Genomic DNA, 26,027 nt, shown 5'->3' with positions numbered 1-26,027 from the left:
CTTTAGGCCTGATGCAAAGTCGTCATTAGAAAAAGGAGAGTGCTGTGTCGCGTAGACGCGTCGTAGTCACCGGTATGGGTATGTTGTCCCCACTGGGCACGGATGTGCCGGGCAGTTGGCAGGGCATTCTGGCTGGCCGCAGTGGCATTGGTCTGATCGAACACACCGACCTTTCTGCCTATTCCACCCGTTTTGGCGGCTCGGTAAAGGGTTTCAATGTCGAGGAATACCTGTCGGTCAAGGAAGCTCGCAAGCTTGACCTGTTCATTCAATACGGCCTGGCAGCCGGTTTCCAGGCAGTGCGCAACGCCGGCCTGGAGGTCACCGACGCCAACCGTGAACGCATCGGCGTGGCCATGGGCTCGGGTATTGGCGGCTTGACCAATATCGAAGAAACCAGCCGCACGCTGCACGATTCGGGGCCGCGACGGATTTCTCCGTTCTTCGTGCCGGGCTCGATCATCAATATGATTTCCGGTTTCCTGTCGATCCACCTCGGCGCACAGGGACCCAACTACGCCATCGCCACGGCGTGCACCACCGGTACTCACTGCATCGGCATGGCCGCGCGCAACATCATGTACGACGAAGCCGATGTGATGATTGCCGGCGGCGCCGAGATGGCGGCCTGTGGCCTGGGCATGGGCGGCTTCGGCGCATCCCGTGCCTTGTCGACCCGCAACGACGAGCCGACCCGCGCGAGCCGGCCATGGGACAAGGGCCGCGATGGTTTCGTGTTGTCCGACGGTGCTGGAGCACTGGTGCTTGAGGAACTGGAGCACGCCAAGGCGCGCGGCGCGACCATCTATGCCGAATTGATCGGCTTTGGCACCAGCGGCGACGCCTACCACATGACCTCGCCACCCGCCGATGGCGCCGGTGCGGCCCGCTGCATCGCCAACGCCCTGCGTGACGCTAAGATCAATGGCGACCAGGTGCAGTACATCAACGCCCACGGCACCTCGACCCCGGCCGGCGACCTGGCCGAGGCGCAGGCGATCAAGACGGTGTTCGGCGATCACGCCTACAAGCTGGCGGTCAGTTCGACCAAGTCCATGACCGGTCACCTGCTGGGTGCGGCAGGGGCGGTTGAAGCGATCTTCAGCGTGCTGGCGATCAACAGCCAGGTGGCGCCGCCGACCATCAACCTGGACGAGCCGGACGAAGGCTGCGACCTGGACTTCGTGCCGCACACGGCCCGCGGCATGGACATCGACGTGGTGTTGTCCAACTCCTTCGGCTTCGGTGGGACCAACGGCTCGCTGGTGTTCCGCCGGTTCGCCGGTTGATGGAGAGCTGGGTCGACGGTCTGCCGGCCGACGTCCTGTCGCTGAAAGATCGCGGCCTGGCTTATGGCGATGGGGTGTTTGAAACCATCGCCGTGCGCGGCGGCCGACCGCTGCTGCTGGCGCGCCACCTGCAACGCCTGGAAAATGGCTGCCGGCGGCTGGCGCTGAAGGTTGACCCGGTGGCGCTGAGCATCGAGCTGGAGGCCTACGCCCTAAGGCTGGGTGACGGCGTGCTGAAGTTGATCGTGACCCGCGGCGACAGCCTGCGCGGTTATGCGACGGACCCATCCGCCCCGGTACGACGCATCCTGCAGGGTAACCCGCCGCCGGCTTATCCTGCCGCCCATGCCGAACAAGGCGTGCATCTGTTTCCCTGTACCGTACGCTTGTCCGAGCAGCCCTTGCTCGCAGGCCTCAAGCACCTCAATCGCCTGGAGCAGGTGCTGGCCCGGGCCGAATGGACCGATGCACAGTACACCGAAGGCCTCATGCTGGATGCGTCCGGGCGAGTGATCGAAGGGGTGTTCAGCAACCTGTTCCTGGTGCGCGATGGCGCATTGATCACCGCGGACCTGAGCCGCTGCGGCGTGGCCGGGGTGATGCGCGCGGAATTATTGTTTCAAGCCGAGTCCCTGGGTATCGCCACCGACATCACCGATATTCCCCTCGAACAACTGCACCAGGCCGATGAAGTCTTCGTCTGCAACAGCGTCTATGGCGTGTGGCCCGTGCGCGCATGTGGTTCGGCACGCTGGTCGGTTGGGCCGCTCACCCGTAAACTGCAGACCCTTGCCCGCGCGTTATTGGATGCCTGATTCGTGAGACGTAAATTCTTGCTGCTGCTGGAGACCGGACTGGTTCTGGCAGGGCTGCTGATGGGCGTTTCTGCCTGGAAGATTCATTCGGCGCTGCAACAGCCGCTGAACATCACCCAGGAAGAAATGCTGGACGTACCCAACGGGACCACCCCGACCGGGACCCTCAAGCGCCTGGAGGCCGACGGCCTGATCAGGGACGCTTTCTGGCTGCGCATCTACTGGCGCTTCAATCTGGCCGACCAGCCGTTGCACTCCGGTGAGTACCGGATGGTGCCGGGCATGACCATGGAAGGCCTGATCAGTGTCTGGAAGCGCGGCGAAGTGGTGCAGTACGGCGTGACCTTCGTGGAAGGCTGGAATTTCCGCCAGGTGCGTGCAGCGCTGGCCAAGACCGACAAGCTGCAGCAGACCCTTGCCGGTCTGAGCGACAGCCAGGTCATGGAGCGCCTCGGGCATCCCGGCGTGTTCCCCGAGGGGCGGTTCTTCCCCGACACTTATCGCTTCGTGCGCGGTACCTCGGATGTCGAGCTGTTGGCCAAAGCCTATGACCGGCTGGAAGACGTGCTTGCCAAGGAGTGGGCCCAGCGTGCCGCCGATGTGCCTTACACCCAGCCCTATCAGGCGCTGATCATGGCGTCGCTGGTGGAGAAGGAAACCGGGGTGCCCCAGGAACGCGGCCAGATCGCCGGCGTATTCGTACGGCGCATGCGCCTGGGCATGTTGCTGCAAACCGATCCCACGGTCATCTACGGCCTGGGCGAGCGCTACACCGGCAAGCTCACCCGTGCCCACCTCAAGGAAGAAAACCCGTACAACACCTATCTGATTCCGGGTTTGCCGCCCACGCCGATTGCGATGGTGGGCCGCGAAGCGATTCATGCGGCGTTGAACCCGACACCGGGCGACAGCCTCTACTTCGTCGCCCGAGGCGACGGCAGCCATGTGTTCTCCGACGACCTGGAGTCGCATAACAACGCTGTGCGCGAGTTCCAGCTCAAGCGCCGTGCCGATTACCGTTCCAGCCCGGCCCCGACCGCGCCGGACGGGCAGGCCCCGATTCCGGCGGCCTCGCCCGACACACAACCCGAAGCCGTGCCCCAGGTACCGGCGCAGCAACCGGCTCCAGGGCCGGATGCCAGCGAGCCGCCGAGCCCGCAATGACTCTGATTAAGGACTGCCCGTGACTGGCTTGTTTATTACGCTGGAAGGCCCGGAAGGCGCCGGCAAGAGTACCAACCGCGACTACCTGGCCGAGCGCCTGCGGGCCGCCGGCATCGAAGTGGTGTTGACCCGTGAGCCGGGCGGCACGCCTTTGGCCGAGCGGATTCGCGAGGTGCTGTTGGCGCCGATCGAAGAAGTCATGAACCCGGACACCGAGCTGTTGCTGGTGTTTGCCGCACGCGCGCAACACCTGGCCGAAGTGATACGCCCGGCGCTGGCCCGCGGCGCGGTGGTGCTGTGCGACCGCTTCACCGATTCGACCTATGCCTACCAAGGCGGCGGCCGGGGGCTATCCCTGGAGCGTATTGGTGCACTGGAAACCTTTGTCCAGGGCGACCTGCGGCCGGACCTGACCCTGGTGTTCGACCTGCCGGTGGAAATCGGCCTGGCCCGCGCCAGCGCTCGTGGCCGACTGGATCGCTTCGAGCTGGAAGGCCAGGCCTTCTTCAATGCGGTGCGCAACGCCTTCCTGGGCCGTGCCAAGGCCGATCCGGCGCGCTACCTGTTGATCGACGCCGCTCAGCCGCTGGCCCAGGTCCAGCAGTCCCTGGACGCGTTGTTGCCAGGTTTGCTGGAGCGCGCCCGTGGCTGAAGCCTATCCCTGGCAAGACGGGCTCTGGCAGCAACTGGCCGGTCGTGCCCAGCATGCCCACGCCTATCTGTTGCACGGCCCAGTCGGGATCGGCAAGCGGGCATTGGCCGAGCGCCTGATGGCGAGCTTGCTGTGCCAGCGCCCGACGGCCTCGAACGCGTGTGGCGAGTGCAAATCCTGCCTGTTGCTCAAGGCCGGCAGCCATCCGGACAATTACGTGCTGGAGCCGGAAGAGGCGGACAAGGCGATCAAGGTCGACCAGGTTCGCGATCTGGTCAGCTTCGTGGTCCAGACCTCGCAGATGGGCGGGCGCAAGGTGGTGCTGATCGAGCCGGTCGAGTCGATGAACATCAATGCCGCCAACGCCCTGCTCAAGAGCCTGGAGGAGCCTTCCGGCGACACCGTGCTGTTGCTGGTCAGCCACCAGCCTAGCCGTTTGCTGCCCACCATCAAGAGCCGTTGCGTGCAACAGGCCTGCCCGCTGCCAAGCCAGGCGATGAGCCTGCAATGGCTGGCCCAGGCCCTGCCCGACAACACCGACGAGGAGCGTGCCGAGTTGCTGACCCTCGCGGCCGGCTCGCCCCTGGCGGCTGCCAGCCTCCAGGCCCAGGGCGTGCGCGAGCAGCGAGCGCTGGTGGTGGACGGGGTCAAGAAACTGCTCAAGCAACAGCAATCGCCCACGCAACTGGCCGAAGGCTGGAACGCCATACCGTTGCTCCTGCTGTTCGACTGGTTCTGCGACTGGTCGAGCCTGGTCCTGCGCTACCAGCTCACCGAAGACGAGGCCGGCCTTGGGCTGGCGGACATGCGCAAGGTGATCCAGTACCTGGCGCAAAAAAGCAGCCAGGACAAAATCTTGAACATTCAGGACTGGATACTTGCCCAACGTCAGAAGGTGCTGAGCAAGGCGAACCTCAATCGGGTACTGTTGCTCGAAGCGCTGTTGGTGCAGTGGGCGAGTTTGCCTGGTCGCAACTGACAGACACCGCCTAGACTGAGCTCAATCGCAGCGGAGATCAGCATGAACGAACCTGTCAGTCCCGGCCCACGCAATGGCATCCTGTCCCTCACCATCAAGGACAAGTCGGTGCTCTACGCTGCCTACATGCCCTTCATCAAGAATGGCGGCCTGTTCATTCCCACGAACAAGCATTATCGCTTGGGCGACGAGGTGTTCATGCTGCTGAGCCTGATGGATGAAGCGGAAAAAATCCCGGTCGCCGGCAAGGTGATCTGGATGACGCCCAAGGGCGCCCAGGGCAACCGCGCCGCCGGTGTTGGCGTGCAGTTCAGCGATGGCGACAATAGCGCCCGCAACCAGATCGAAACCCACTTGGCCGGCTCCCTGAAGTCCGACCGTCCTACCCATACGATGTAGCCCAGCCCTTTATGCTTGTAGATTCCCATTGTCACCTCGACCGCCTCGACCTCGCCGCCCATGATGGCTCCCTGGATGCCGCCCTGGACGCCGCCCGCCAGCGAGGTGTCGGCCATTTCCTGTGCATCGGCGTCAGCGCCGACAACGCCGCCGACGTTAAGGCGCTGGCCGAGCGTTATGCCGATGTCGATTGTTCGGTCGGTGTCCACCCGCTGGATGTCCAACCTGACGCCGCCCCTGCGCTCGACTGGCTGCTGCGTGAGCTCGATCATCCACGGGTGGTAGCCATTGGCGAGACCGGCCTGGACTACCACTACGAGCCCGAAGCCGCCGACGTCCAGCAGGCATCGTTCCGCCTGCACCTGGAAGCGGCTCGGCAGACTGGCAAGCCGGTGATCATTCACACCCGAGGTGCCCGGGCCGATACCCTGGCCTTGCTGCGCGAGGCTGCGCTGCCTCAGGCCGGAGTGCTGCACTGTTTCACCGAAGACTGGGACATGGCCAAGGCTGCGCTGGACATGGGTTATTACATCTCCTTGTCCGGGATCGTCACGTTTCGCAATGCCGATGCCTTGCGTGACGTGGCCAGCAAGGTGCCGGCCGACCGCCTGCTGGTGGAAACCGATGCGCCTTACCTGGCGCCGATTCCCTATCGCGGCAAGCCCAACCTGCCGCAATACGTGCGGGAAGTGGCGCAGTTCCTGGCGATGCTGCGTGGCGAGTCGTACGAGCGTTTCGCCGAGCAGACCACGGAGAATTTTAAGAAATTGTTTCCACTGGCCCACGTCCGCGCGGCGCAGGCCTGAATTTCATGCAAAAAAAACCCGGGTTCTGGGGGGTGAATCCGGGTTAAGACCATTAGGAGTAAAACAAAGGCACGCGGTCCTTTGGTACCTTTATCAGCGCGTCACTTGGGGGAGATGTCGCGCCGACAGTTGAAGTATTGATCACTATGCCGACGCGTCCAGTCGGGCCCGGACGGTTTTTAAACAAATTTGGAATACGCTCGCTTCGGATAGGTTCTCACTGTGGCTGCGGCCAGGGAGGTAGAGCGTATCGAGGTGAATCCTGGGAAGCCTGGCATGCGCGGTTTTCTGAAGAACTGCGGCCGAGAACGGATGATCCGTGCATTTTTGCGTAAGTTAGGCATAATACCCGGCTTCGAATTTTGACCCTTCAGACCTTTTTCTTATGCACAAAGAACCCCGTAAGGTCCGTGAGTTTCGCCGCCGCGAGCAGGAAATTCTCGACACCGCGCTCAAGTTGTTCCTCGACCAGGGTGAAGACAGTGTCACCGTCGAGATGATTGCGGATGCCGTGGGTATCGGCAAAGGCACGATCTATAAACATTTCAAATCCAAGGCGGAGATCTACCTGCGCCTGATGCTCGACTACGAGCGCGATTTGAACGAGCTGCTGCATTCGGCCGATGTGGACAAGGACAAGGAGGCGCTGTCGCGGGCCTACTTCGAGTTCCGCATGCGCGACCCGCAGCGCTACCGCCTGTTTGATCGCCTGGAAGAGAAGGTGGTCAAGGGCAACCAGGTGCCGGAAATGGTCGAGGAGCTGCACAAGATCCGTGCCTCGAACTTCGAGCGCCTGACGTTGTTGATCAAGGGTCGGATCACTGAAGGCAAGCTCGAAGACGTGCCGCCTTATTTCCACTACTGCGCGGCCTGGGCGCTGGTGCATGGCGCGGTGGCGTTGTATCACTCGCCGTTCTGGAGCAACGTGCTGGAAGATCAGGAAGGCTTCTTCCAGTTCCTGATGGACATCGGCGTGCGCATGGGCAACAAGCGCAAGCGCGATACGGACGTGCCGAGCAACTGACATTCAGCTGCCTGATTGCGCCATGTCCGCTTACATGGCGCAGTGCCCCAGGAATATACTCAGGCATGGGCCTTGCGCAGACTTGATTTCTAGGTCAAGTTTTATCAGCCCCATTATCCTTTCGCCGGAGTGATCCATGATCGTTGACCGTCAAGGCAGGCGTTTCCGCAATCTGCGGATCAGCCTGACTTCAGCCTGCAATTACGCCTGTACCTACTGCGTGCCCGACGGCAAGCGGCTGGTGGCTGCGCAGGATGAACTGTCGGCCGACGCGATGGCGCGGGGCGTGGCCTACCTGATCGAGGCGGCCGGCATCGAGCGGCTGCGCATTACCGGTGGCGAGCCGTTGGTCAGTCCGAAGCTTGAGCGATTCATGGCCGCGGTGGGGCAGATGGGCCTGGAAGACATCAGCCTGACCACCAATGGCCAGTTGCTGGCGAAAAAGCTGCCCTTACTGGTTGACGCCGGGATTCGCCGCATCAACGTTTCCCTCGATACCCTGGATCCCGCGGCGTTTCGCAGTATCGCCCGGGGCGGTGACCTGGCGACCGTGCTCGATGGCATGGAGCAGGCCCGGGCCGCCGGGATGAAGATCAAAGTCAACATGGTGCCGTTGCGCGGGCAGAACCTGGACCAGGTGATGCCGTTGCTCGAATACTGCCTGGCGCGCGGCTATGAACTGCGGTTCATCGAGCTGATGCGCATGGGGCACCTGGCCAGCGACTCGAATGCATTCTTGCAGCAGTTCGTCAGCCTCCAGCAACTGCTCAGCCTGATCGGCGACCAATACGAATACCTGCAGGCCAACGCGCCCGTGGACGCCACGGCGGTGCGCTACGAGATCCCGGGGCTGGGGTATTTCGGCGTGATTGCCAACGAAAGCGTGCCGTTTTGCCGGACCTGTTCGCGGCTGCGGTTGTCGTCCACGGGTTGGCTGCACGGCTGCCTGTCGTCGAGCAATCGGCACTTTGTCGGCGACCTGCTCGACAAACCCCGTCACCAGGCGTTGCCTGCCCTTCAACGATTGTTGGTCAAGGCGCTGGGGGATAAGCAGGAAGTCGCGTTTTCCGGCGGTGCAACCATCATGAAAATCATCGGCGGCTGACGGCCGTTGTGGCGAGGGCGCTTGCTCCCTCGCCACGGATATCCGAGGCTGAAATTCCGACAAGTTCCTGAGCTGGCGCAAAAGCTGCATCCCACGGCCATTCGCCGGTTTTCCGACACCGGTTCTTGGAGGGTAGGATGCGTAGCCTGGTTTTGCTGCTGGCCGTTTTGGCGCTTGGCGGCTGCATGAATGTCAGCGACATGGGAGAGGGCGTTCGTTACCACATGAGTGATGCCGGCCTGCTGGACCACAGCGACAGCCGTCGGGTGAACAACCTGCGTATTCAGCCGGACTCGTTCATCTTCATCGCCCAGGGAGCCTTCGCCCCGCCAGGTGGCGCTTATCCGCGGCCCAACGTGGTGGCCGAGGAGGCCTTCAACGGTTTCATCGAATACTTCCCCATGGTTCGTCGCGCCCGCGCCCCCGAAGGCCTCGACCAGGCCATGGGCGAAGCCCGCGCCGCCGGCGCTCATTACCTGCTGTACACCCGTTTCGCCAAGGCGGATAACCGCATCGGCAACACCGACGAATGGGCGGACGAGGAAGCGGTGGATCGCCTGGGGGTCGACACCAGTGTGATTCAGATCATGTTGATCGAGACCAGCACCCAGTATTTGATTGATACTGCACGCATCAAGAGTCGTGGCGGTTTACTGACGTTGCACGACAAACAGCCCCAAGACCTCATCGCCACGCCGTTGCGTGAGTATGCCCGCAGCCTGCTGGGGATGAGCGACGAGTAACCACGAGGAGTCACCATGAGCGGACCGCAAAAAGCCAATGACTTGCTGGGGCAGATCCCCAAGACCAAAGGCCTGCCACCGGTCCACTTGTGGAACCCCGACTTCTGCGGCGACATCGATATGCGCATCGCCCGGGACGGCACCTGGTACTACCTGGGCACTCCCATCGGGCGCAAGCCGATGGTCAAACTGTTCTCTACCATCATCCGCCGCGACGGCGATGATTATTTCCTGATCACCCCTGTGGAAAAAGTCGGCATCCAGGTCGACGACGCGCCGTTCGTGGCCGTGACCCTGGACGTCGAAGGCGAGGGGGAAGGGCAGCTCCTGCGTTTTACCACCAATGTCGAGGAAACCACCGAAGCCGGCCCCGAGCATCCGATGCGAGTGGTGATCGATCCTCAAACCCAGGAACCCGCGCCCTACGTCCATGTGCGCAGTAATCTCGAAGCGCTGATCCACCGCAATGTGTTTTACCAACTGGTGGAATTGGCGGTCAGTCGTGAGATGGATGGGCAGCGCTGGCTGGGTGTGTGGAGTGGTGGCGAGTTCTACCCGATAGGCCTGGAGCCTTAGATCCTGTGGGAGCGGGCTTGCTCGCGAAGGCGATAAGTCAGTCAAATCAATGTTTGCCGATCTACCGCCTTCGCGGGCAAGCCCGCTCCCACATTGTTTTGTGCAAGATTCGGATTGACACCCAATCGTATGATGATTAGCGTGGGCCACCACAAGAACAGCCCACGGGGTCTCCATGTCCAGCAGTTTTCATGCATCGACCGTCGATTGGTTGGGTGGCTGGATAGCCGCCGGCCAGGTCAAGCCTGGGCAAACCATCAAGGTCGAAGCGGACCTGGGCGAACAGCTGGGCGTCAGCCGTACGGTGATTCGCGAGGCGATCAAGACCCTGGTGGCCAAAGGCATGCTGGAGGTCGGGCCGAAAGTCGGTACCCGGGTATTGCCCGTGCGCCGCTGGAACCTGTTCGACCCGCAGGTGGTCGGCTGGTTGTCGCGCAGCGGCCTGCCGGAAAACTTTGTCGATGACCTGTTGGACCTGCGTCGTACCATCGAACCAATGGCGGTCCGCTGGGCCTGCGAGCGCGCCACGGCCGACCAGGTGACGGCGATTCGCCTGGCCTACCATGCCCTGGAACGGGCGGTGGACAGCGGCACCGATTACAACCGTGCCGACCAGTTCTTCCACGAGTGCATCCTCGCCGCCAGTCATAATCAGTTCATCGAACAGATGGTCCCGGCCCTCGGGGCGTTGCTGGCCGTGTCGTTCGAGGTGTCGGCCGCCGACCCGGATGAACTGCGGCGCACATTACCCATCCATAAGGACATCGCCGAAGCCATCGCCGCCCGTGACGCGGCGCGAGGCGTGTGGGCCTGCATGACCCTGATCGATAACGCCGACCTGGCGATCAAACGCTTTTACCCCAATGTCATGGCCGGTCGCACGGAGACCGCCGGACCCATCGGGAACAGGAGATTTCAATGAAGTGCAAGGCTGTGACGGAACACCGTGCGCAATTGGGCGAAGGGCCCTTCTGGGATGAACCGACCCAGGCGTTGTACTGGGTCGACATCGCCGGCAAGCAGGCGCTTCGGTTGATCGGCGCCAATGTGCAGATCTGGCAGATGCCCGAGCATGTCTCGGCCTTTATCCCAACCCAGAATGGCGACGCGCTGGTGACCCTGAGCAGCGGTGTCTATCGGCTGGACCTCGACTCGCCTGGGCTGCAACCGCGCCTGACGCTGCTGTGCATGGCCGATCCCCAGCCCGGCAACCGCCCCAACGAGGCCCGCTGCGATGCCCAGGGCCAGCTCTGGCTCGGCACCATGCAGAACAACATCGGCGAAGCCGGCGAAGACTTGCCCATCGAACGACGTTCCGGCGGGTTGTTTCGCGTCGGTAGCGACGGCCGGGTGATGCCGCTGTTACGTGGGCTGGGCATTCCCAATACGTTGCTGTGGAGCCCCGACGGCACCACGGTGTACTTCGGCGACAGCCTCGACGGCACGCTGTATCGGCACTTTATCTACCCCGAAGGCCACTTGGCGCCGCCCGAGGTCTGGTTCGGCCCCCACCCGCGCGGCGGGCCCGATGGTTCGGCAATGGACGCCCGTGGCTACATCTGGAACGCGCGCTGGGATGGCAGTTGCCTGCTGCGCTTGCACCCGGACGGCCATGTCGACCAGGTGATCGAGTTGCCTGTCAGCCGCCCGACCAGCTGTGTGTTTGGCGGCGAAGACCTCAAGACGCTGTACATCACCAGCGCGGCGAGCCCGCTGGGCCACCCGCTGGACGGTGCCGTGCTGTCGATGCGGGTCGATGTGCCAGGGATAGCGTGTACGAGGTTTGCTGGTTAGATCCCAAAATATGGGATGTAAATATATATATTGAGATTGTTGGCCGGCCGGGTTTATAGTCGGCTCCATCAGCAAGACGCACTCACACTAAAAAAACAAGACAGGTGAAGTGATGCAACGATCCTCCCCCGTGCGCCCCGGTGGCGTACGCGAGCCAGTGTTTTTCCAAGTGCCTCTGGACCGGTCATCCGTGGATGCCCGGTTTTCGTCATGCCTGGAAACAGGAGATTTGATCCATGGCTGATGCGCTTCGCCTGCCGCCCGTGCCGGAGCCACCCAAGGGCGAGCGCCTGAAGGGCAAGGTCGTGTTGCTCACCGGGGCGGCCCAGGGGATTGGCGAGGCGATCGTCGCCGCGTTCGCGTCGCAACAGGCACGGTTGGTGATCAGCGACATCCAGGCGCAGAAGGTCGAGCAAGTGGCCGCGCTCTGGCGTGAGCGCGGGGCGGACGTCCACGCCATGCGGGCTGACGTGTCGAACCCGCAGGACCTGGACGCCATGGCCCGCCGGGCTGTCGAATTGCATGGTCGCATCGACGTGCTGGTGAACTGCGCCGGCGTCAACGTCTTCCGTGACCCGCTGGAAATGACCGAGCAAGACTGGCGGCGCTGTTTCGCCATCGACCTGGATGGTGCCTGGTACGGTTGCAAGGCGGTGTTGCCGCAGATGATCGAGCAGGGCGTTGGCAGCATCATCAACATCGCCTCGACCCATTCGTCCCACATTATTCCCGGCTGTTTCCCATACCCGGTGGCCAAGCACGGCCTGTTGGGCCTGACCCGCGCCCTGGGCATCGAATACGCACCCAAGGGGGTACGCGTGAACGCCATCGCCCCGGGGTATATCGAAACCCAACTGAACGTCGACTACTGGAACGGCTTTGCCGATCCCCATGCCGAACGCCAGCGAGCACTGGACCTGCACCCGCCGCGGCGTATCGGGCAACCGATCGAAGTGGCCATGACGGCGGTGTTCCTGGCCAGCGATGAAGCACCTTTTATCAATGCCTCATGCATCACCATCGATGGTGGGCGTTCGGTCATGTACCACGACTGAACGAACCTGGATGGCCGGGTGAAATTTCGCCTGTCATCCAATCATCATACGATATGACTATTTAGGCCTATGCTGTGTAGCAACGTGCTGTAACCGCCCAGCCTGCGTTTTTTCACCGACGGTGGAGCAGGGCCCTGGACGTCTGGCTTTCAATAAAAAAAACAAGGAGTCAACTATGAAGCATCGTCGTGGGATCCGTTCCCTGTGCCGCGCCGCCCTGGCGGTTACCGCGGTCAGCCTCAGCAGCAGCTTGCTGGCGGCTGATCCCGTGAAAATCGGTTTCCTGGTCAAGCAGGCCGAGGAGCCTTGGTTCCAGACCGAATGGGCGTTCGCCGAGAAGGCGAGCAAGGATAAAGGCTTCGAACTGATCAAGATTGCCGTGCCCGATGGCGAGAAAACCCTTTCGGCCATCGACAGCCTGGCCGCCAACGGCGCCAAGGGTTTCGTGATCTGCCCGCCGGACGTGTCCCTCGGCCCGGCCATCATGGCCAAGGCCAAGCTCAACGACCTCAAGGTCATTGCCGTCGACGACCGTTTCGTCGACGCCAGCGGCAAGTTCATGGAAGACGTCCCGTACCTGGGCATGGCCGCGTTCGAAGTAGGCCAGAAGCAGGGCGCCGCCATGGCTGCCGAAGCGAAAAAACGTAACTGGGACTGGAAGGACACCTACGCGGTGATCAACACCTTCAACGAGCTGGACACCGGTAAGAAGCGCACCGACGGTTCGGTCGATGCATTGAAGAAGGCCGGGATGCCGCAAGACCATATCCTCTTTTCGGCGCTCAAGACCCTCGACGTACCAGGCAGCATGGACTCCACCAACTCCGCCCTGGTGAAACTGCCCAGCGGCGCGAAGAACTTGATCATCGGCGGCATGAACGACAACACCGTGCTGGGCGGCGTGCGCGCCACCGAAAGTGCCGGCTTCAAGGCAGCGAACGTGATCGGGATCGGTATCAACGGCACCGACGCCATTGGCGAGCTGAAGAAACCCGACAGCGGCTTCTTTGGGTCAATGCTGCCAAGCCCGCACATCGAAGGCTACAAGACCGCCGAGATGATGTACGAGTGGATCACCACCGGCAAGGAACCGCCGAAGTACACCGCAATGGACGAGGTGACGCTGATCACCCGCGAGAACTTCAAGCAGGAGCTGGAAAAAATCGGCCTGTGGAACTGACGGTCGGTTGATTCAAGAGTGGCCCTGGTAACGGGGCCGCTTGATCTCTGTGAGTTCGAGGTGGTTATGCAAGCGCAAACAGCGACACAACAACACAACATCGGCGGCAGCTTGCGGTTCAACGGGATCGGCAAATCCTTTCCCGGCGTGCAGGCGCTGGCCAACATCAGTTTCGTCGCGCATCCGGGTCAGGTTCATGCCTTGATGGGCGAGAACGGCGCGGGCAAGTCCACGTTGCTGAAGATCCTCGGCGGCGCCTACATCCCGAGCAGCGGCGAGCTGCAGATCGGCGAGCAGACGATGGCCTTCAAATCCACCGCCGACAGCATCGCCAGCGGCGTGGCGGTGATTCACCAGGAGTTGCACCTGGTGCCGGAAATGACCGTCGCCGAGAACCTGTTCCTCGGCCATCTGCCGGCTCGCTTCGGCCTGGTCAACCGTGGGTTGTTGCGCCAGCAGGCGCTGAGCCTGCTCAAGGGTCTGGCCGACGAAATCGACCCGCACGAAAAGGTCGGCCGCCTGTCCCTCGGCCAGCGCCAATTGGTGGAAATCGCCAAGGCGCTGTCCCGTGGCGCCCATGTCATCGCCTTCGACGAACCCACCAGCAGCTTGTCGGCGCGGGAGATCGACCGGTTGATGGCGATCATCGCGCGCCTGCGGGATGAGGGCAAAGTGGTGCTGTATGTCAGCCACCGCATGGAAGAGGTGTTCCGTATCTGCAACGCGGTGACGGTGTTCAAGGACGGTCGCTACGTGCGCACCTTCGAGAACATGGGCGAGCTGACCCATGACCAGTTGGTCACCTGCATGGTCGGCCGCGATATCCAGGACATCTACGATTACCGTGCGCGCGAGCGCGGCGAAGTGGCGTTGCAGGTCGAGCGCCTGCTCGGGCCGGGGCTGCGCGAGCCAGTGAGTTTCCAGGTGCACAAGGGTGAAATCCTCGGCCTGTTCGGGTTGGTGGGGGCCGGTCGCACCGAGCTCCTGCGCTTGCTGAGCGGTCTGGAGCGCCAGACCGAAGGGCGCCTGGTCCTGCATGGCCAGGAACTGACACTGCGTTCGCCCCGGGACGCCATCGGTGCCGGCGTGCTGCTTTGCCCGGAAGACCGCAAGAAGGAAGGCATCATGCCCCTGGCGAGCGTGGGCGAGAACATCAACATCAGCGCCCGTAGCGCCCATTCCACCCTGGGGTGCCTGTTGCGCGGCGATTGGGAGCGGGGCAACGCCGACAAACAGATCAAGGCGTTGAAAGTGAAGACCCCGACGGCGGGGCAGAAAATCATGTACCTGTCCGGCGGCAACCAGCAGAAGGCGATTCTCGGTCGCTGGCTGTCGATGCCGATGAAGGTGTTGTTGCTGGACGAGCCGACCCGCGGCATCGACATCGGCGCCAAGGCCGAGATCTACCAGATTATCCACAACCTGGCGGCCGACGGCATCGCGGTGATCGTGGTGTCCAGCGACCTGATGGAAGTGATGGGTATTTCCGACCGGATCCTGGTGCTCTGCGAAGGGGCCATGCGTGGCGAGCTGCCGCGCGACCAGGCCAATGAATCCAACCTGCTGCAACTGGCGCTGCCACGCCAACGCGTTGCCGACGCGGCGAACTGAGAGGTAATCATGACCATTCAAAACAATGCACTGCCAACGGCGCGCAAACCCCTGGATATGCGACGTTTCCTCGACGATTGGGCCATGTTGCTGGCGGCCATCGGGGTCTTCGTGCTCTGCACGCTGTTGATCGACAACTTCCTGTCGCCCTTGAACATGCGCGGCCTGGGCCTGGCGATTTCAACCACCGGCATCGCCGCTTGCACCATGTTGTATTGCCTGGCCTCCGGGCACTTCGACCTGTCGGTCGGCTCGGTGATCGCCTGTGCCGGCGTGGTCGCGGCCGTGGTGATGCGCGACACCGACAGCGTGTTGCTGGGCGTCGGCGCGGCGCTGGTGATGGGGCTGATCGTCGGCCTGATCAACGGCATCGTCATCGCCAAGCTGCGGGTCAATGCGTTGATCACCACGCTGGCGACGATGCAGATCGTCCGCGGCCTGGCCTACATCTTCGCCAACGGTAAAGCGGTGGGCGTGTCCCAGGAAGCGTTCTTCGTGTACGGCAACGGCCAGTTGTTCGGCGTGCCGGTGCCGATCCTGATCACCATTGCCTGCTTCCTGTTTTTTGGCTGGCTGCTGAACTACACCACCTATGGGCGCAACACCATGGCCATCGGCGGCAACCAGGAAGCGGCGTTGTTGGCGGGGGTGAACGTTGATCGCACCAAGATCATCATCTTCGCCGTGCACGGTGTGATCGGCGCCCTGGCCGGGGTGATCCTGGCCTCGCGCATGACCTCGGGGCAACCGATGATCGGCCAGGGCTTCGAGCTGACCGTGATCTCGGCCTGCGTCCTGGGCGGGGTGTCGCTCAGCGGTGGTATCGGCATGATCCGCCACGTGATTGCCGGCGTGCTGATCCTGGCGATCATCGAAAACGCGATGAACCTGAAGAACATCGACACCTTCTACCAATACGTCATCCGCGGCTCGATCCTGTTGCTGGCGGTGGTGATCGACCGCCTGAAACAGCGCTGAACCCTGCGGCGGCCGGGCGGGCCCCTTCGCGGGCAAGCCCGGCTCCCACAGTGGCTACAGTGGTGGGTGATTTTGTGGTGGGTGCGAATCTTGTGCCGGCCTGGGTTTTGTGGGAGCGAGCTTGCTCGCGAAGGCGTCATCCCTGACGCTCAACCATCACCCTGCCTTGCGCAACGCCTCGACCAGTTCCTGCTTGCGCATCTTCGAACGCCCGGGGATGTTCTTCGCACGGGCTTCCTTCATCAGGCTGTCCACCGTTTGCGTCTGGTGGGAGGCCTTGCTGCTGCGCGGATGGCCTTCGCGGGTCTTGGCGGCGCGGCGGGCGGATTCCTTGCGATCGGTTTTCTTCTGCGCCACCGGCTTGTCCTTCCCCGAACCGCCGGCGCGTTCGCCACCCCCCGATTGCTTGTTCACCGTCGCCCAGGCCCGGGCCTCGGCCTTCTCTTCGGACAAGCCTTTCTTCTCGTAGCTTTCCTCGATGTGCTCGGCCTTGCGCTTTTGCTCGGCGGTGTACTTGTCTTTGCTTCCACGAGGCATGGGACCTTCCTCCTCCGGTGTGTGAGGCGCGCTTACTGGCTGGCGCCGCCGCCTTCGGAACCCGAACCCCCGGTGGTGGTTTTTGAGCCCACGCCGGTCCCGGCGTTGTCGGGGGCGGTGGCGTCCGGGGTATTCATCCCGCCCTGACGCCCCATGTCATTGCCCTGCACGCGCGGGTCGGTGCCGGTGGCCGGAGGCTGACCATTGTTCAAGGTGCCGCCGCCGGTTCCGTCGGTGTTCAACTTGGGCAGCCCTTGGGTGGCCGGGGAGTTGGGCGCCTGTACCGGGTCGGTCGGCCCGGTGCCGGAAGTGGTCGCCGCGAACGCCGCCGAGGACAGCAGCGTGGCGAGGGTAAATGCAGTCAGCCTTGAAGTGATCATGGTGTCGCCTCCATTTTTTTGAATGCTTGCCTGATCTTGGGCCTTGGCGGTTCGAGGTTGGTGCCTGGAGGGCGACGAATGGCGCATTGGAAAACCGCCTGTCTATCTGCCAGAAGCTGGACGCTGCCCGTGACGAGCGCGACGTAGCGGCTTAGTATGGCGTTTTCAATTGGCTACAAGGCCTGTCCATGTCGATCGAGATCCGTCCCGCGCAACCCAGCGATGCGCCGCAAATCCTTGCCTTCATCACCGAATTGGCCGATTACGAAAAGGCTCGTCACGAAGTCATCGCCAGTGTGGCCGACATCGAGCGCAGCCTGTTCAGCGAAGGCGCGACCGCCCACGGTTTGATCTGTCTGCGCGATGGCGTGCCGATCGGTTTCGCAGTGTTTTTCTTCAGCTACTCCACCTGGCTGGGCAGCAATTGCCTGTACCTGGAGGACCTGTACATCACCCCCGACCAACGCGGCGGCGGGGCGGGCAAGACGCTGTTGCGGCATCTGGCGAAGATCGCCTGTGACAACGATTGCGGCCGTTTCGAATGGAGTGTCCTGGACTGGAACACGCCGGCCATCGAGTTCTACAAGTCCCTGGGTGCGCAGCCTCAGGAAGAATGGGTGCGCTACCGCATGGACGGCAAGGTGCTACGGGATTTCGCCCAGGGCCATTGAACGGCTCACGAGTGGTCGTTGGACGCCCACTGGGCAAACCCCGGTCGCTGCTCCAGGCGCTTGCAATACGCGGCAACGGCCGGGTAATGCGGGCGCTCCATGGGCGCCTGGCGCCAGCGGTGCACGGATAGGCCGATGAGCACGTCGGCCAGGGAAAAATCGGCACCCGCCACGTACGCGCCGGTGCGGTTCAACTGCTGCTCCAACAGGCCCATCTTCTCATTCCAGCCCTTGATGCCTGCGGCAATGGCCGACGGGTCTTGCATCGCCGGGTTCTTGCGCACCAGCGCGTGAAACGCGTAGCCCCATGACGGGTTGAGCTCCGTCGCCTGCCAGTCCATCCACTGTTCGATCCGCGCCCGCGCAGTTGGCTCGACGGGCAGCAGATCGCTGCGTCCATGCTTGCCTACCAGGTAGCGGCAGACGGTGTTCGACTCCCAGAGCACACCATTCTCGTCAATGATCACCGGCACCTGGGCGTTGGGGTTCAGCGCCAGGAATTCCGGGTTCTGGGTCGAATTGAAGCCGATGCCCCAGTCTTCCCGGTCGTAGTCGATGGCCAGTTCCTGGCAGGTCCACAGCACCTTCCTGACGTTGATCGAAGAGGTCCGACCGAGAATTTTCAACAGTTGTCCCATTACGTTTTCCCTGAGAGTAGAGGCATCCGACGCAGAACGTAGCAGGGTCGCGGGCGGATGGCGATGGGTTTGGCGGAGGGTGGTTTTAATCCCAATATATGGGAGTGTTATTTATATATTGAGATTTTTCTGTGCTCAGGTTTATAGTCCGCCTCACTCACTGCCAAAAAACAGAACAGGTGAAGCGGATGCAGGCGCAATTGATCGCGCTCGATTGGGGGACCACCTCATTACGGGCTTACAAACTCGCTGCCGGCGGCGAGGTGCTGGAACAGCGCGCGCTGTCGTCGGGGATCATGCAATTGCCCGCCGGGCCGCGCACCGTGGCCGGTCGGCTATGCAGCGATGGTTTCGAGCTGGCGTTCGACGAGGCCTGTGGCGACTGGCTCGATGCACAGCCAGGCTTGCCAGTGATTGCCTGCGGCATGGTGGGCAGCGCCCAAGGCTGGCGCGAAGCGCCTTACTGCGACACGCCGGCCAACGTGGCCAATCTCGGACATTCCCTGCAAACCCTTCGCAGTCTGCGTGGCGTTGACGTGCACATCGTACCCGGTGTGATCCAGCGTTCACGGTTGCCGAACGTCATGCGCGGCGAAGAGACCCAAGTGCTCGGCGCCTTGCATAGCCTGCCGAACGAAGCCGTGCTGATCGGCCTGCCGGGCAGCCATTCGAAGTGGGTGGAAGTGGCCGACGGCTGCATCGTGCATTTCGACACCTTCATGACCGGCGAGATCTTCGCCGTGCTCAGCGATCACAGCATTCTCGGCCGCACCCAGCAGCGTGGCGCGGCGTTCGACGGCGTGGCCTTCGACCGCGGGGTGCAGGTGGCACTGTCGGCAGACGGTCAGGTCGGTCCGTTGTCCACGGTGTTCAGCGCCCGCAGCCTGGGGCTGACCGGCGAACTCGCTGGCAGTGCCCAGGCCGATTACCTCTCCGGCCTGCTGATCGGTCACGAGTTGGCGGCACTGGCTGCGGTGCAGCGCCAGCGCCGCAACAGCGTGCACCTGCCAACGGTGGTGCTGATCGGCAATTCCCAACTCTGCGCCCGTTATCAACGAGCGCTCGACGCCTGCGGTTTTACCCGGGTGACCCTGGCCGAACAGGCCACCGAACGTGGTTTGTGGCAACTGGCCGTGGCGGCCGGGCTGCTCGATTCCACCGCATCGCGTTAACCCTGACTGGAGGTCTGACATGCTCACTCAAGCACTGGCGCACAACGGGCTGATCGCGATCCTGCGCGGTCTGCGTCCCGAAGAGGCGGCAGCCATCGGCGAAGTCCTGTACAGCGCCGGATTTCGCGTCATCGAGGTACCGCTCAATTCCCCCGAGCCGTACGAAAGTATCCGCATTCTGCGCAGTACCTTGCCCGCCGATTGCCTGATCGGTGCCGGCACCGTGCTTACGCCGGAGCAGGTGGAACAGGTCAAGGCCGCCGGCGGCCAGGTAATCGTCATGCCCCACAGCGACCCGAAAGTCTTGCGTGCGGCGAAAGCCGCAGGGTTGTACCTGTCGCCGGGGGTCGCCACGCCCACCGAAGCCTTCGCCGCACTGGCCGAAGGCGCCCATGTCCTGAAGCTGTTTCCCGCCGAGCAAATGGGCCCGGCAGTGGTCAAGGCCTGGCTCGCCGTGCTGCCGGCCGGGACCGTGCTGGTGCCGGTGGGCGGGATCACGCCGGACAACATGGCGGTGTTCGTCGAGGCCGGCGTCAAGGGCTTTGGCCTCGGTTCCGGGCTGTTCAAGCCGGGCCTGACGGCCGAGGAGGTCGCGGTGCGCGCCAAGGCCTATGTGGCCGCGTGGAATGCCCTGAACTGAAGATTTTTCCGGCGCTGCAGGCGCTGCATCCGATAAGAGAGACAACAAGATGAAAATAACCAAACTGACCACCTTCATCGTTCCGCCGCGCTGGTGCTTCCTCAAGGTCGAGACCGACGAGGGTGTCACCGGTTGGGGCGAGCCCGTGGTCGAGGGCCGTGCCCACACTGTGGCGGCAGCCGTTGAAGAATTGTCCGACTACCTGATCGGCAAAGACCCACGCAACATCGAAGACATCTGGACCGTGCTCTATCGCGGCGGCTTCTACCGCGGTGGAGCGGTGCACATGAGCGCCTTGGCCGGCATCGACCAGGCGTTGTGGGACATCAAGGGCAAGGCCCTGGGCGTGTCGGTCAGCGATTTGCTCGGAGGCCAGGTGCGCGACAAGATCCGCGTGTATTCGTGGATCGGCGGTGACCGGCCGGCGGACACCGCCCGCGCCGCCAAAGAGGCCGTGGGCCGTGGCTTCACGGCGGTGAAGATGAATGGCACCGAAGAGCTGCAGTTCCTCGACACCTTCGAGAAGGTCGACCTGGCCTTGGCCAACGTCGCCGCCGTGCGCGATGCGGTCGGGCCGAACGTCGGCATCGGCGTGGATTTCCATGGCCGCGTGCACAAGCCGATGGCCAAGGTGCTGATGAAGGAACTTGACCCGTACAAGCTGATGTTCATCGAAGAGCCGGTGCTCAGTGAAAACTACGAGGCGCTCAAGGAACTGGCTCCGCTGACCAGCACGCCGATTGCCCTGGGCGAGCGGCTGTTTTCCCGTTGGGATTTCAAGCGGGTGCTCAGCGAAGGCTATGTCGACATCATCCAACCGGACGCCTCCCACGCTGGCGGCATCACCGAAACCCGCAAGATCGCCAACATGGCCGAGGCCTACGACGTGGCGCTGGCGCTGCACTGCCCGCTGGGGCCGATCGCCCTGGCGGCGTGCCTGCAACTGGACGCCGCGTGCTACAACGCGTTCATCCAGGAGCAGAGCCTGGGCATCCACTACAACGAGAGCAACGACCTGCTGGACTACATCAAGGACCCGCAGGTGTTCGACTATGACCAGGGTTTTGTGAAGATCCCCAATGGCCCGGGCCTGGGCATCGAGATCAACGAGGAGTACGTCATCGAGCGCGCGGCCATCGGCCACCGTTGGCGCAATCCGATCTGGCGGCATGCCGATGGGAGTTTTGCTGAGTGGTAACTGCCTGACACTCCGCCAATCCCTGTGGGAGCGGGCTTGCTCGCGAAGGCGGTGTGTCAGCCGCACATTCGTCAGCTGACACTCCCTCTTCGCGAGCAAGCCCGCTCCCACAGTTTGATCTCCGTAGGTCAGGAGATCGCTCATCAAGCGTCCGCCCCCTCAATAACCATAAGAAGAGGCACCTCACATGCAAGCGCACACCCTGAGCGCGCAGGCGTCGTTGGTGACGCCCAGCCGCAAGCGTTTTTTCATCATGGTCCTGCTGTTCATCACCGTGGTGATCAACTACCTGGACCGCAGCAACCTGTCGATCGCCGCTCCCGCACTGACCAGTGAACTGGGCATCGACCCGATTCATGTCGGGCTGATTTTCTCGGCATTCGGCTGGACCTACGCCGCCATGCAGATTCCTGGCGGTTGGCTGGTGGACCGCGTGCCGCCGCGCATCCTGTACAGCGTGGCGCTGTTGTTATGGTCGGCGGCCACGGTGATGCTCGGTTTCGCCGCCAGCTTCATCGCGCTGTTCGTGTTGCGCATGGCGGTCGGTGCCCTGGAAGCGCCGGCGTATCCGATCAACAGCCGCGTGGTGACCACCTGGTTTCCCGAGCGCGAGCGGGCCACGGCCATCGGTTTCTACACCTCCGGGCAGTTCGTCGGGCTGGCCTTCCTGACGCCGGTGCTGGCGTGGCTGCAACACGCTTTCGGCTGGCACATGGTGTTCGTGGTGACCGGTGCCGTGGGCATTATCTGGGCGGCGATCTGGTACGCGGTGTATCGCGAGCCACGGGACTTCAAAGGCGCCAACGCCGCCGAAATCGAGTTGATCCGCGAGGGCGGCGGGCTGGTGGACATCCAGGCCGAAACCACCCGGGCCAAGGCGAAGTTCAGTTGGGCCGACCTCGGCATCGTCCTGACCCAGCGCAAGCTGTGGGGCATCTACCTGGGGCAGTTCTGCCTGAACTCCACGTTGTGGTTCTTCCTGACCTGGTTCCCGACCTACCTGGTGAAATACCGCGGGATGGACTTCATCAAGTCTGGCTTGTTGGCGTCGTTGCCGTTCCTGGCGGCGTTTGTTGGCGTGTTGTGCTCGGGGTTTTTCTCCGACTGGCTGATCCGGCGCGGTGCCACCGTGGGGTTCGCGCGCAAGCTGCCGATCATTGGCGGGTTGCTGATCTCCACCGCGATCATCGGGGCCAACTTCGTCGAGTCGACACCGCTGGTCATCGCCTTCCTGGCCCTGGCGTTCTTCGGCAATGGCCTGGCGTCGATCACCTGGTCGTTGGTTTCCACCCTGGCGCCGGCACGCCTGCTCGGGCTGACGGGTGGGGTGTTCAACTTCATCGGCAACCTGGCGGCCATCGCCACGCCCATCGTCATAGGCTTCCTGGCCAGTGGCGATTCGTTCGCCCCGGCCATTACCTACATCGCCGTTCTGGCACTGGTTGGCGCGCTGTCCTACATTCTGCTGGTCGGGAAGGTCGAGCGCATCGAGTTGTAGTCCGACGGGGCGGGCGACCATAATGCCGCCCGTTCCCCGCTCACTGTTGAAGGCCGGTTATGCAGCAAGACGAACCAAAAACCACCAAGGACGCAGCGCCTACGGGCACCCAGACATTGCTGCGCGGCCTGGGGGTGGTCCAGGCAGTCGCCAGCGGCGCCCGTGACCTGAAGGAAATCGCCCGGCTGATCGGCACTACCCGCAGCACCACCCATCGCCTCGCCAGTTGCCTGGTGGAGGAACGTTACCTGCGCGTGGTGCCACAAGTGGGTTACCTGCTGGGGCCGAAGTTGATCGAGCTGGGTTTCCAGGCCCGGGAAGAACTGCCGCTGGTGAACCTGGCGGGGCCGTACCTGGACGAATTGTCGGCGCTCACCGGGGACACCGTGCACCTGGCGATCCGCGAAGGCGACGAGGTTTTGTACCTGCTGAAGAACCCAGGGCGCAACGGCCCGGAAATGCGCTCACGAGTGGGCCATCGCATGCCCTTGGCGCGCACCGGGATCGGCAAGGCGTTGATGCTCGATGATTCTCCGCAGATGTGGCAGCGGTTGTATGAAATCAGTCTGCCGGCCGGCGGCAAGCATCAATTCTGGCCCCAGCATCAGGAGCAATCCTGGGAGCAGTTCCAGCAACGGATGCTGGAGTACGTGGCGGGGGGCTATGCGTTCGACCTGGAAGACAACGAACCGTCGATTCGCTGCGTGGCGGCGCCGATTCGTGACGCCGGCAAACGGATTGTCGCCGGTATCAGCATCGCCAGCACCGTGCCGTACATGCCGCTGGAAAAAATGGCCGAGCTGATTCCCCTGGTCAAAGGGGTCACAGCCCGGCTTTCGGCGGAGTTGGGCGCCAAGGTCTGATGAGTGGCCGGTGTGGCTAATTCGAGTATTCGAATTAACCGTACAGGCCACTGCGTCAGGCCTTGAGCGTGGCCATGTCGATGACGAAGCGATACTTCACGTCACCGGCGATCATGCGGCTGTAGGCCTCGTTGATCTGGCGGATGTCGAGCATCTCGATGTCGCAACTGATGTTGTGTTCGGCGCAGAAGTCCAGCACTTCCTGGGTTTCAGCGATGCCACCGATCAGCGAGCCGGCCAGGGCCCGGCGACCCATGATCAAGTTGGCCGCATGCACCGGCGGATCGATCGGCTCGACCAGGCCCACCAGGATGTGCACGCCGTCGAAGCGCAGGGTACTGAGGTAGGGGTTGAGGTCGTGCTGTACCGGAATGGTGTCCAGCAGGAAGTGGAAGCGTCCGGCTGCGGCGGCCATCTGCTCGGCGTCGGTGGACACGATCACATGATCGGCACCCTGGCGACGGGCTTCTTCGGCCTTGCTGGCCGAGCGGGTGAACAACGTGACTTCCGCGCCCATGGCCTTGGCGAACTTGATGCCCATGTGGCCGAGGCCGCCCATGCCCAACACGCCGACCTTGTCGCCGGCTTTCACGCCGTGGTGTTTGAGCGGGGAGTAGGTCGTGATGCCTGCGCAGAGGATCGGTGCGGCGCTGGCCAGGTCCAGTCCAGCCGGGATGCGCAGCACGAAGTGCTCCTGGACCACGATGCTGTTGGAGTAGCCACCCATGGTATGGCCGCCACTCACGCGGTCCGGGCTGGCGTAGGTCTGGGTCATACCCTGATAGCAGTATTGCTCCAGGTCGGCATGACAGGCTTCGCACTCGCGGCAGGAGTCGACCATGCAGCCTACGCCCACCACGTCGCCGACCTTATGGCGGGTCACATTCGCACCGACGGCGGTAACCTTGCCGACGATCTCGTGGCCAGGCATCAGCGGGTAGACGGCGATGCCCCACTCGTTGCGCGCCTGGTGGATGTCGGAGTGGCAGACGCCGCAGTAGAGAATTTCGATCGCCACGTCGTCGGCCCGTGGGCTGCGGCGTTCGAACTTCATAGGGGCGAGGGGCGCGGTGGGTGATTGAGCGGCGTATCCGATGGCGGTGTACATGATGGACCTCGCTAAGCAGTGAACAGTGAGGTGATCTATTCTGGGAGCCGTGGCGGCCTGCGGCGATGGCGATTCCTACGGGTGTCATGCCTAATCCTCCGACCTTGGCCGTGGATTGCTCCTATGGGGCGCCAGACCTGCGATGATGTCCTCATCCCTTTTTCCGTGAAGTTTTCCCCATGTTGCTGACTCGTCATCTCGATGCCAACGCGGCGCTGGTTTCGCTGATCGAACCCTTGGCGACCCGTGACGGCTTTATCCCTACACGTCTTGCGGGCGTGCAAGTGCTGCGGTGCAGCCAGGACATTGCCCGTGGCCCGCAGCTCTACGAACCGAGCCTGGTGATCATCGCCCAAGGCAGCAAATTGGCTTATCTGGGCCCGCGCACGCTGGAGTACGGCGCCGGGCATTACCTGATCCAGGCACTGCCGGTGCCGTTCGAGTGCGAAACCTATGCCATGCCCGATGCTCCGTTGCTCGGGATATCCGTGGCGATCGATCGGGCGCTGTTGGGCGAGTTGGTGCTGGCCATGGGGTTGATGCCGGGGCGAAGCCTCGCGGCCCAGACGCCGGAGTCCATGACCAGTGCCGTGCTCGATGGCGCCATGCGCGGCTGCGTCGAACGTCTGCTGCAATGCTTGCATGATCCGCTGGAGTGCCAGGTCATGGGCCAGGCGCGACTGCGCGAATTACTCTTCGCCGCCTTGCGCGGGCCCCAGGCCGATGTGCTCAGGGCGCTGGTGGAACAGCACGGCCAGTTCGCCCGGATTGCCGCGGCCCTGAGCCATCTGCACGCGCACTTCACCGAGCCGCTGAACGTCGAGACCCTCGCCAACTGCGCCAACATGAGTGCTTCGACGTTTCATGAGCATTTCAAGCGCAGCACGCTGCTCTCGCCGGTGCAGTACCTCAAGCGCTTGCGTTTGCTCAAGGCCCAGCGGCTGTTGCTCATCGATGGTATGGGGGTGGCGCAGGTGGCGCATCAGGTGGGGTATCAGAGCTCGTCGCAGTTCAGCCGGGAGTACAAGCGTTATTTCGAGCGCAGTCCCGGGGAAGAACGCGCCGCCTGATCCTGTGATGTTCACCTGTGGGAGCGAGCTTGCTCGCGATAGCGGCGGTTCAGCTTGCATCAATGTTGAATGGGCTGCCGTC

The 26,027-nt window shown here is 62.9% G+C and carries 28 protein-coding genes; 24 read left to right on the top strand and 4 right to left on the bottom strand.

Features of this window, described 5'->3' with window-relative positions; translation table 11 throughout:
- The first annotated feature begins 44 nt into the window (after positions 1–44).
- The 17 genes from VM99_09565 to VM99_09485 all read left to right on the top strand — a co-directional run bounded on the left by VM99_09565 (position 45) and on the right by VM99_09485 (position 16,170).
- On the top strand, positions 45–1,289 hold the full coding sequence (locus VM99_09565; protein AKJ98295.1) for a 3-oxoacyl-ACP synthase: 1,245 nt from the start codon (positions 45–47) through the stop codon (positions 1,287–1,289).
- Positions 1,289–2,104: a 4-amino-4-deoxychorismate lyase gene (locus VM99_09560; GenBank protein AKJ98294.1), complete on the top strand. Its 816-nt coding sequence runs from the start codon at positions 1,289–1,291 to the stop codon at positions 2,102–2,104. The genes VM99_09565 and VM99_09560 overlap by 1 nt, the downstream gene beginning before the upstream one ends.
- A gap of 18 nt (positions 2,105–2,122) precedes the next feature.
- On the top strand, positions 2,123–3,268 hold the full coding sequence (locus VM99_09555) for an aminodeoxychorismate lyase (GenBank protein ID AKJ98293.1): 1,146 nt from the start codon (positions 2,123–2,125) through the stop codon (positions 3,266–3,268).
- A gap of 19 nt (positions 3,269–3,287) precedes the next feature.
- Entirely contained in the window at positions 3,288–3,920 is a 633-nt protein-coding gene (locus tag VM99_09550; protein ID AKJ98292.1) for a thymidylate kinase, read from the top strand.
- A complete protein-coding gene (locus VM99_09545; GenBank protein AKJ98291.1) occupies positions 3,913–4,899 on the top strand; it encodes a DNA polymerase III subunit delta' in 987 nt (328 codons plus the stop codon). Before VM99_09550 ends, VM99_09545 begins: the two co-directional genes overlap by 8 nt.
- A gap of 42 nt (positions 4,900–4,941) precedes the next feature.
- Positions 4,942–5,298, top strand: a complete 357-nt coding sequence (locus VM99_09540) for a pilus assembly protein PilZ (GenBank protein AKJ98290.1) — start codon at positions 4,942–4,944, stop codon at positions 5,296–5,298.
- Positions 5,299–5,309: 11 nt separating this feature from the next.
- Positions 5,310–6,104 (top strand): hydrolase TatD, encoded by a 795-nt coding sequence (locus tag VM99_09535; GenBank protein ID AKJ98289.1) that lies wholly within the window; start codon positions 5,310–5,312, stop codon positions 6,102–6,104.
- Between the two features lie 385 nt (positions 6,105–6,489).
- Positions 6,490–7,128, top strand: coding sequence for a TetR family transcriptional regulator (locus VM99_09530; protein AKJ98288.1), 639 nt, complete (start codon positions 6,490–6,492; stop codon positions 7,126–7,128).
- A 136-nt stretch (positions 7,129–7,264) separates the two neighbouring features.
- Complete coding sequence (locus VM99_09525; protein ID AKJ98287.1) at positions 7,265–8,233, top strand: radical SAM protein; 969 nt, start codon at positions 7,265–7,267, stop codon at positions 8,231–8,233.
- A 137-nt stretch (positions 8,234–8,370) separates the two neighbouring features.
- On the top strand, positions 8,371–8,976 hold the full coding sequence (locus VM99_09520; GenBank protein AKJ98286.1) for a lipoprotein: 606 nt from the start codon (positions 8,371–8,373) through the stop codon (positions 8,974–8,976).
- A 15-nt stretch (positions 8,977–8,991) separates the two neighbouring features.
- Positions 8,992–9,552, top strand: a complete 561-nt coding sequence (locus tag VM99_09515; GenBank protein ID AKJ98285.1) for a proteophosphoglycan precursor — start codon at positions 8,992–8,994, stop codon at positions 9,550–9,552.
- Positions 9,553–9,727: 175 nt separating this feature from the next.
- Positions 9,728–10,474, top strand: coding sequence for a GntR family transcriptional regulator (locus tag VM99_09510; protein AKJ98284.1), 747 nt, complete (start codon positions 9,728–9,730; stop codon positions 10,472–10,474).
- Positions 10,471–11,346 (top strand): gluconolaconase, encoded by an 876-nt coding sequence (locus tag VM99_09505; GenBank protein AKJ98283.1) that lies wholly within the window; start codon positions 10,471–10,473, stop codon positions 11,344–11,346. Before VM99_09510 ends, VM99_09505 begins: the two co-directional genes overlap by 4 nt.
- A 236-nt stretch (positions 11,347–11,582) precedes the next feature.
- On the top strand, positions 11,583–12,401 hold the full coding sequence (locus tag VM99_09500) for a short-chain dehydrogenase (protein ID AKJ98282.1): 819 nt from the start codon (positions 11,583–11,585) through the stop codon (positions 12,399–12,401).
- 175 nt (positions 12,402–12,576) lie between these two features.
- Positions 12,577–13,581 carry a sugar ABC transporter substrate-binding protein gene (locus VM99_09495; GenBank protein ID AKJ98281.1) on the top strand — a complete coding sequence of 335 codons (1,005 nt, stop codon included), beginning with the start codon at positions 12,577–12,579 and terminating at the stop codon, positions 13,579–13,581.
- A gap of 66 nt (positions 13,582–13,647) precedes the next feature.
- The gene (gene araG / locus VM99_09490) at positions 13,648–15,192 is read left to right on the top strand and encodes an L-arabinose transporter ATP-binding protein (GenBank protein ID AKJ98280.1); all 1,545 of its coding nucleotides are present in this window, start codon (positions 13,648–13,650) and stop codon (positions 15,190–15,192) included.
- A gap of 9 nt (positions 15,193–15,201) precedes the next feature.
- Positions 15,202–16,170 (top strand): arabinose ABC transporter permease, encoded by a 969-nt coding sequence (locus VM99_09485; GenBank protein AKJ98279.1) that lies wholly within the window; start codon positions 15,202–15,204, stop codon positions 16,168–16,170.
- 156 nt (positions 16,171–16,326) lie between these two features.
- Here VM99_09485 and VM99_09480 read toward each other — a convergent pair whose 3' ends face one another.
- A complete protein-coding gene (locus tag VM99_09480) occupies positions 16,327–16,707 on the bottom strand; it encodes a termination factor Rho (GenBank protein ID AKJ98278.1) in 381 nt (126 codons plus the stop codon).
- 32 nt (positions 16,708–16,739) lie between these two features.
- Positions 16,740–17,087 (bottom strand): hypothetical protein, encoded by a 348-nt coding sequence (locus VM99_09475; GenBank protein AKJ98277.1) that lies wholly within the window; start codon positions 17,085–17,087, stop codon positions 16,740–16,742.
- A gap of 188 nt (positions 17,088–17,275) precedes the next feature.
- On the opposite strand from VM99_09475, the gene VM99_09470 reads away from it, so the two are divergent.
- On the top strand, positions 17,276–17,758 hold the full coding sequence (locus tag VM99_09470; protein AKJ98276.1) for a GNAT family acetyltransferase: 483 nt from the start codon (positions 17,276–17,278) through the stop codon (positions 17,756–17,758).
- Between the two features lie 5 nt (positions 17,759–17,763).
- Here VM99_09470 and VM99_09465 read toward each other — a convergent pair whose 3' ends face one another.
- Positions 17,764–18,396: a glutathione S-transferase gene (locus tag VM99_09465; GenBank protein AKJ98275.1), complete on the bottom strand. Its 633-nt coding sequence runs from the start codon at positions 18,394–18,396 to the stop codon at positions 17,764–17,766.
- Positions 18,397–18,584: 188 nt separating this feature from the next.
- Between VM99_09465 and VM99_09460 the strand changes: the two genes are divergently transcribed.
- The 5 genes from VM99_09460 (at position 18,585) to VM99_09440 (ending at position 23,767) form a co-directional block, all read left to right on the top strand.
- Positions 18,585–19,568 (top strand): 2-dehydro-3-deoxygalactonokinase, encoded by a 984-nt coding sequence (locus VM99_09460; GenBank protein ID AKJ98274.1) that lies wholly within the window; start codon positions 18,585–18,587, stop codon positions 19,566–19,568.
- A gap of 19 nt (positions 19,569–19,587) precedes the next feature.
- Positions 19,588–20,208: a 2-dehydro-3-deoxy-6-phosphogalactonate aldolase gene (locus tag VM99_09455; GenBank protein AKJ98273.1), complete on the top strand. Its 621-nt coding sequence runs from the start codon at positions 19,588–19,590 to the stop codon at positions 20,206–20,208.
- A gap of 49 nt (positions 20,209–20,257) precedes the next feature.
- Positions 20,258–21,406 (top strand): galactonate dehydratase, encoded by a 1,149-nt coding sequence (locus VM99_09450; protein AKJ98272.1) that lies wholly within the window; start codon positions 20,258–20,260, stop codon positions 21,404–21,406.
- A gap of 187 nt (positions 21,407–21,593) precedes the next feature.
- Positions 21,594–22,904 carry a glucarate transporter gene (locus VM99_09445; GenBank protein ID AKJ98271.1) on the top strand — a complete coding sequence of 437 codons (1,311 nt, stop codon included), beginning with the start codon at positions 21,594–21,596 and terminating at the stop codon, positions 22,902–22,904.
- A gap of 59 nt (positions 22,905–22,963) precedes the next feature.
- Entirely contained in the window at positions 22,964–23,767 is an 804-nt protein-coding gene (locus tag VM99_09440; GenBank protein ID AKJ98270.1) for a transcriptional regulator, read from the top strand.
- 55 nt (positions 23,768–23,822) lie between these two features.
- Here the strand turns inward: VM99_09440 and VM99_09435 are convergent, their stop codons facing one another.
- Positions 23,823–24,875 (bottom strand): hydroxyacid dehydrogenase, encoded by a 1,053-nt coding sequence (locus tag VM99_09435; GenBank protein AKJ98269.1) that lies wholly within the window; start codon positions 24,873–24,875, stop codon positions 23,823–23,825.
- A gap of 179 nt (positions 24,876–25,054) precedes the next feature.
- Here VM99_09435 and VM99_09430 point away from each other — a divergent pair, with 179 nt between their 5' ends.
- Entirely contained in the window at positions 25,055–25,945 is an 891-nt protein-coding gene (locus VM99_09430; GenBank protein AKJ98268.1) for an AraC family transcriptional regulator, read from the top strand.
- Positions 25,946–26,027 lie beyond the last annotated feature (82 nt).

Source organism: Pseudomonas chlororaphis (assembly GCA_001023535.1).
Lineage (GTDB): Bacteria > Pseudomonadota > Gammaproteobacteria > Pseudomonadales > Pseudomonadaceae > Aquipseudomonas > Aquipseudomonas chlororaphis_E.
This window is presented reverse-complemented; position numbering and strand designations above follow the sequence as displayed.

Excerpts from the sequence above, each read along its gene's own strand:
- VM99_09520 (AKJ98286.1), top strand. The coding sequence starts at position 8,371 with ATGCGTAGCCTGGTTTTGCTGCTGGCCGTTTTGGCGCTTGGCGGCTGC.
- VM99_09475 (AKJ98277.1), bottom strand. The coding sequence starts at position 17,087 with ATGATCACTTCAAGGCTGACTGCATTTACCCTCGCCACGCTGCTGTCC.
- VM99_09525 (AKJ98287.1), top strand. The coding sequence starts at position 7,265 with ATGATCGTTGACCGTCAAGGCAGGCGTTTCCGCAATCTGCGGATCAGC.
- VM99_09560 (AKJ98294.1), top strand. The coding sequence starts at position 1,289 with ATGGAGAGCTGGGTCGACGGTCTGCCGGCCGACGTCCTGTCGCTGAAA.
- VM99_09440 (AKJ98270.1), top strand. The coding sequence starts at position 22,964 with ATGCAGCAAGACGAACCAAAAACCACCAAGGACGCAGCGCCTACGGGC.
- VM99_09510 (AKJ98284.1), top strand. The coding sequence starts at position 9,728 with ATGTCCAGCAGTTTTCATGCATCGACCGTCGATTGGTTGGGTGGCTGG.
- VM99_09495 (AKJ98281.1), top strand. The coding sequence starts at position 12,577 with ATGAAGCATCGTCGTGGGATCCGTTCCCTGTGCCGCGCCGCCCTGGCG.
- VM99_09460 (AKJ98274.1), top strand. The coding sequence starts at position 18,585 with ATGCAGGCGCAATTGATCGCGCTCGATTGGGGGACCACCTCATTACGG.
- araG (AKJ98280.1), top strand. The coding sequence starts at position 13,648 with ATGCAAGCGCAAACAGCGACACAACAACACAACATCGGCGGCAGCTTG.
- VM99_09500 (AKJ98282.1), top strand. The coding sequence starts at position 11,583 with ATGGCTGATGCGCTTCGCCTGCCGCCCGTGCCGGAGCCACCCAAGGGC.
- VM99_09485 (AKJ98279.1), top strand. The coding sequence starts at position 15,202 with ATGACCATTCAAAACAATGCACTGCCAACGGCGCGCAAACCCCTGGAT.
- VM99_09435 (AKJ98269.1), bottom strand. The coding sequence starts at position 24,875 with ATGTACACCGCCATCGGATACGCCGCTCAATCACCCACCGCGCCCCTC.
- VM99_09515 (AKJ98285.1), top strand. The coding sequence starts at position 8,992 with ATGAGCGGACCGCAAAAAGCCAATGACTTGCTGGGGCAGATCCCCAAG.
- VM99_09505 (AKJ98283.1), top strand. The coding sequence starts at position 10,471 with ATGAAGTGCAAGGCTGTGACGGAACACCGTGCGCAATTGGGCGAAGGG.
- VM99_09445 (AKJ98271.1), top strand. The coding sequence starts at position 21,594 with ATGCAAGCGCACACCCTGAGCGCGCAGGCGTCGTTGGTGACGCCCAGC.
- VM99_09465 (AKJ98275.1), bottom strand. The coding sequence starts at position 18,396 with ATGGGACAACTGTTGAAAATTCTCGGTCGGACCTCTTCGATCAACGTC.
- VM99_09480 (AKJ98278.1), bottom strand. The coding sequence starts at position 16,707 with ATGCCTCGTGGAAGCAAAGACAAGTACACCGCCGAGCAAAAGCGCAAG.
- VM99_09455 (AKJ98273.1), top strand. The coding sequence starts at position 19,588 with ATGCTCACTCAAGCACTGGCGCACAACGGGCTGATCGCGATCCTGCGC.
- VM99_09535 (AKJ98289.1), top strand. The coding sequence starts at position 5,310 with ATGCTTGTAGATTCCCATTGTCACCTCGACCGCCTCGACCTCGCCGCC.
- VM99_09540 (AKJ98290.1), top strand. The coding sequence starts at position 4,942 with ATGAACGAACCTGTCAGTCCCGGCCCACGCAATGGCATCCTGTCCCTC.
- VM99_09530 (AKJ98288.1), top strand. The coding sequence starts at position 6,490 with ATGCACAAAGAACCCCGTAAGGTCCGTGAGTTTCGCCGCCGCGAGCAG.
- VM99_09470 (AKJ98276.1), top strand. The coding sequence starts at position 17,276 with ATGTCGATCGAGATCCGTCCCGCGCAACCCAGCGATGCGCCGCAAATC.
- VM99_09430 (AKJ98268.1), top strand. The coding sequence starts at position 25,055 with ATGTTGCTGACTCGTCATCTCGATGCCAACGCGGCGCTGGTTTCGCTG.
- VM99_09450 (AKJ98272.1), top strand. The coding sequence starts at position 20,258 with ATGAAAATAACCAAACTGACCACCTTCATCGTTCCGCCGCGCTGGTGC.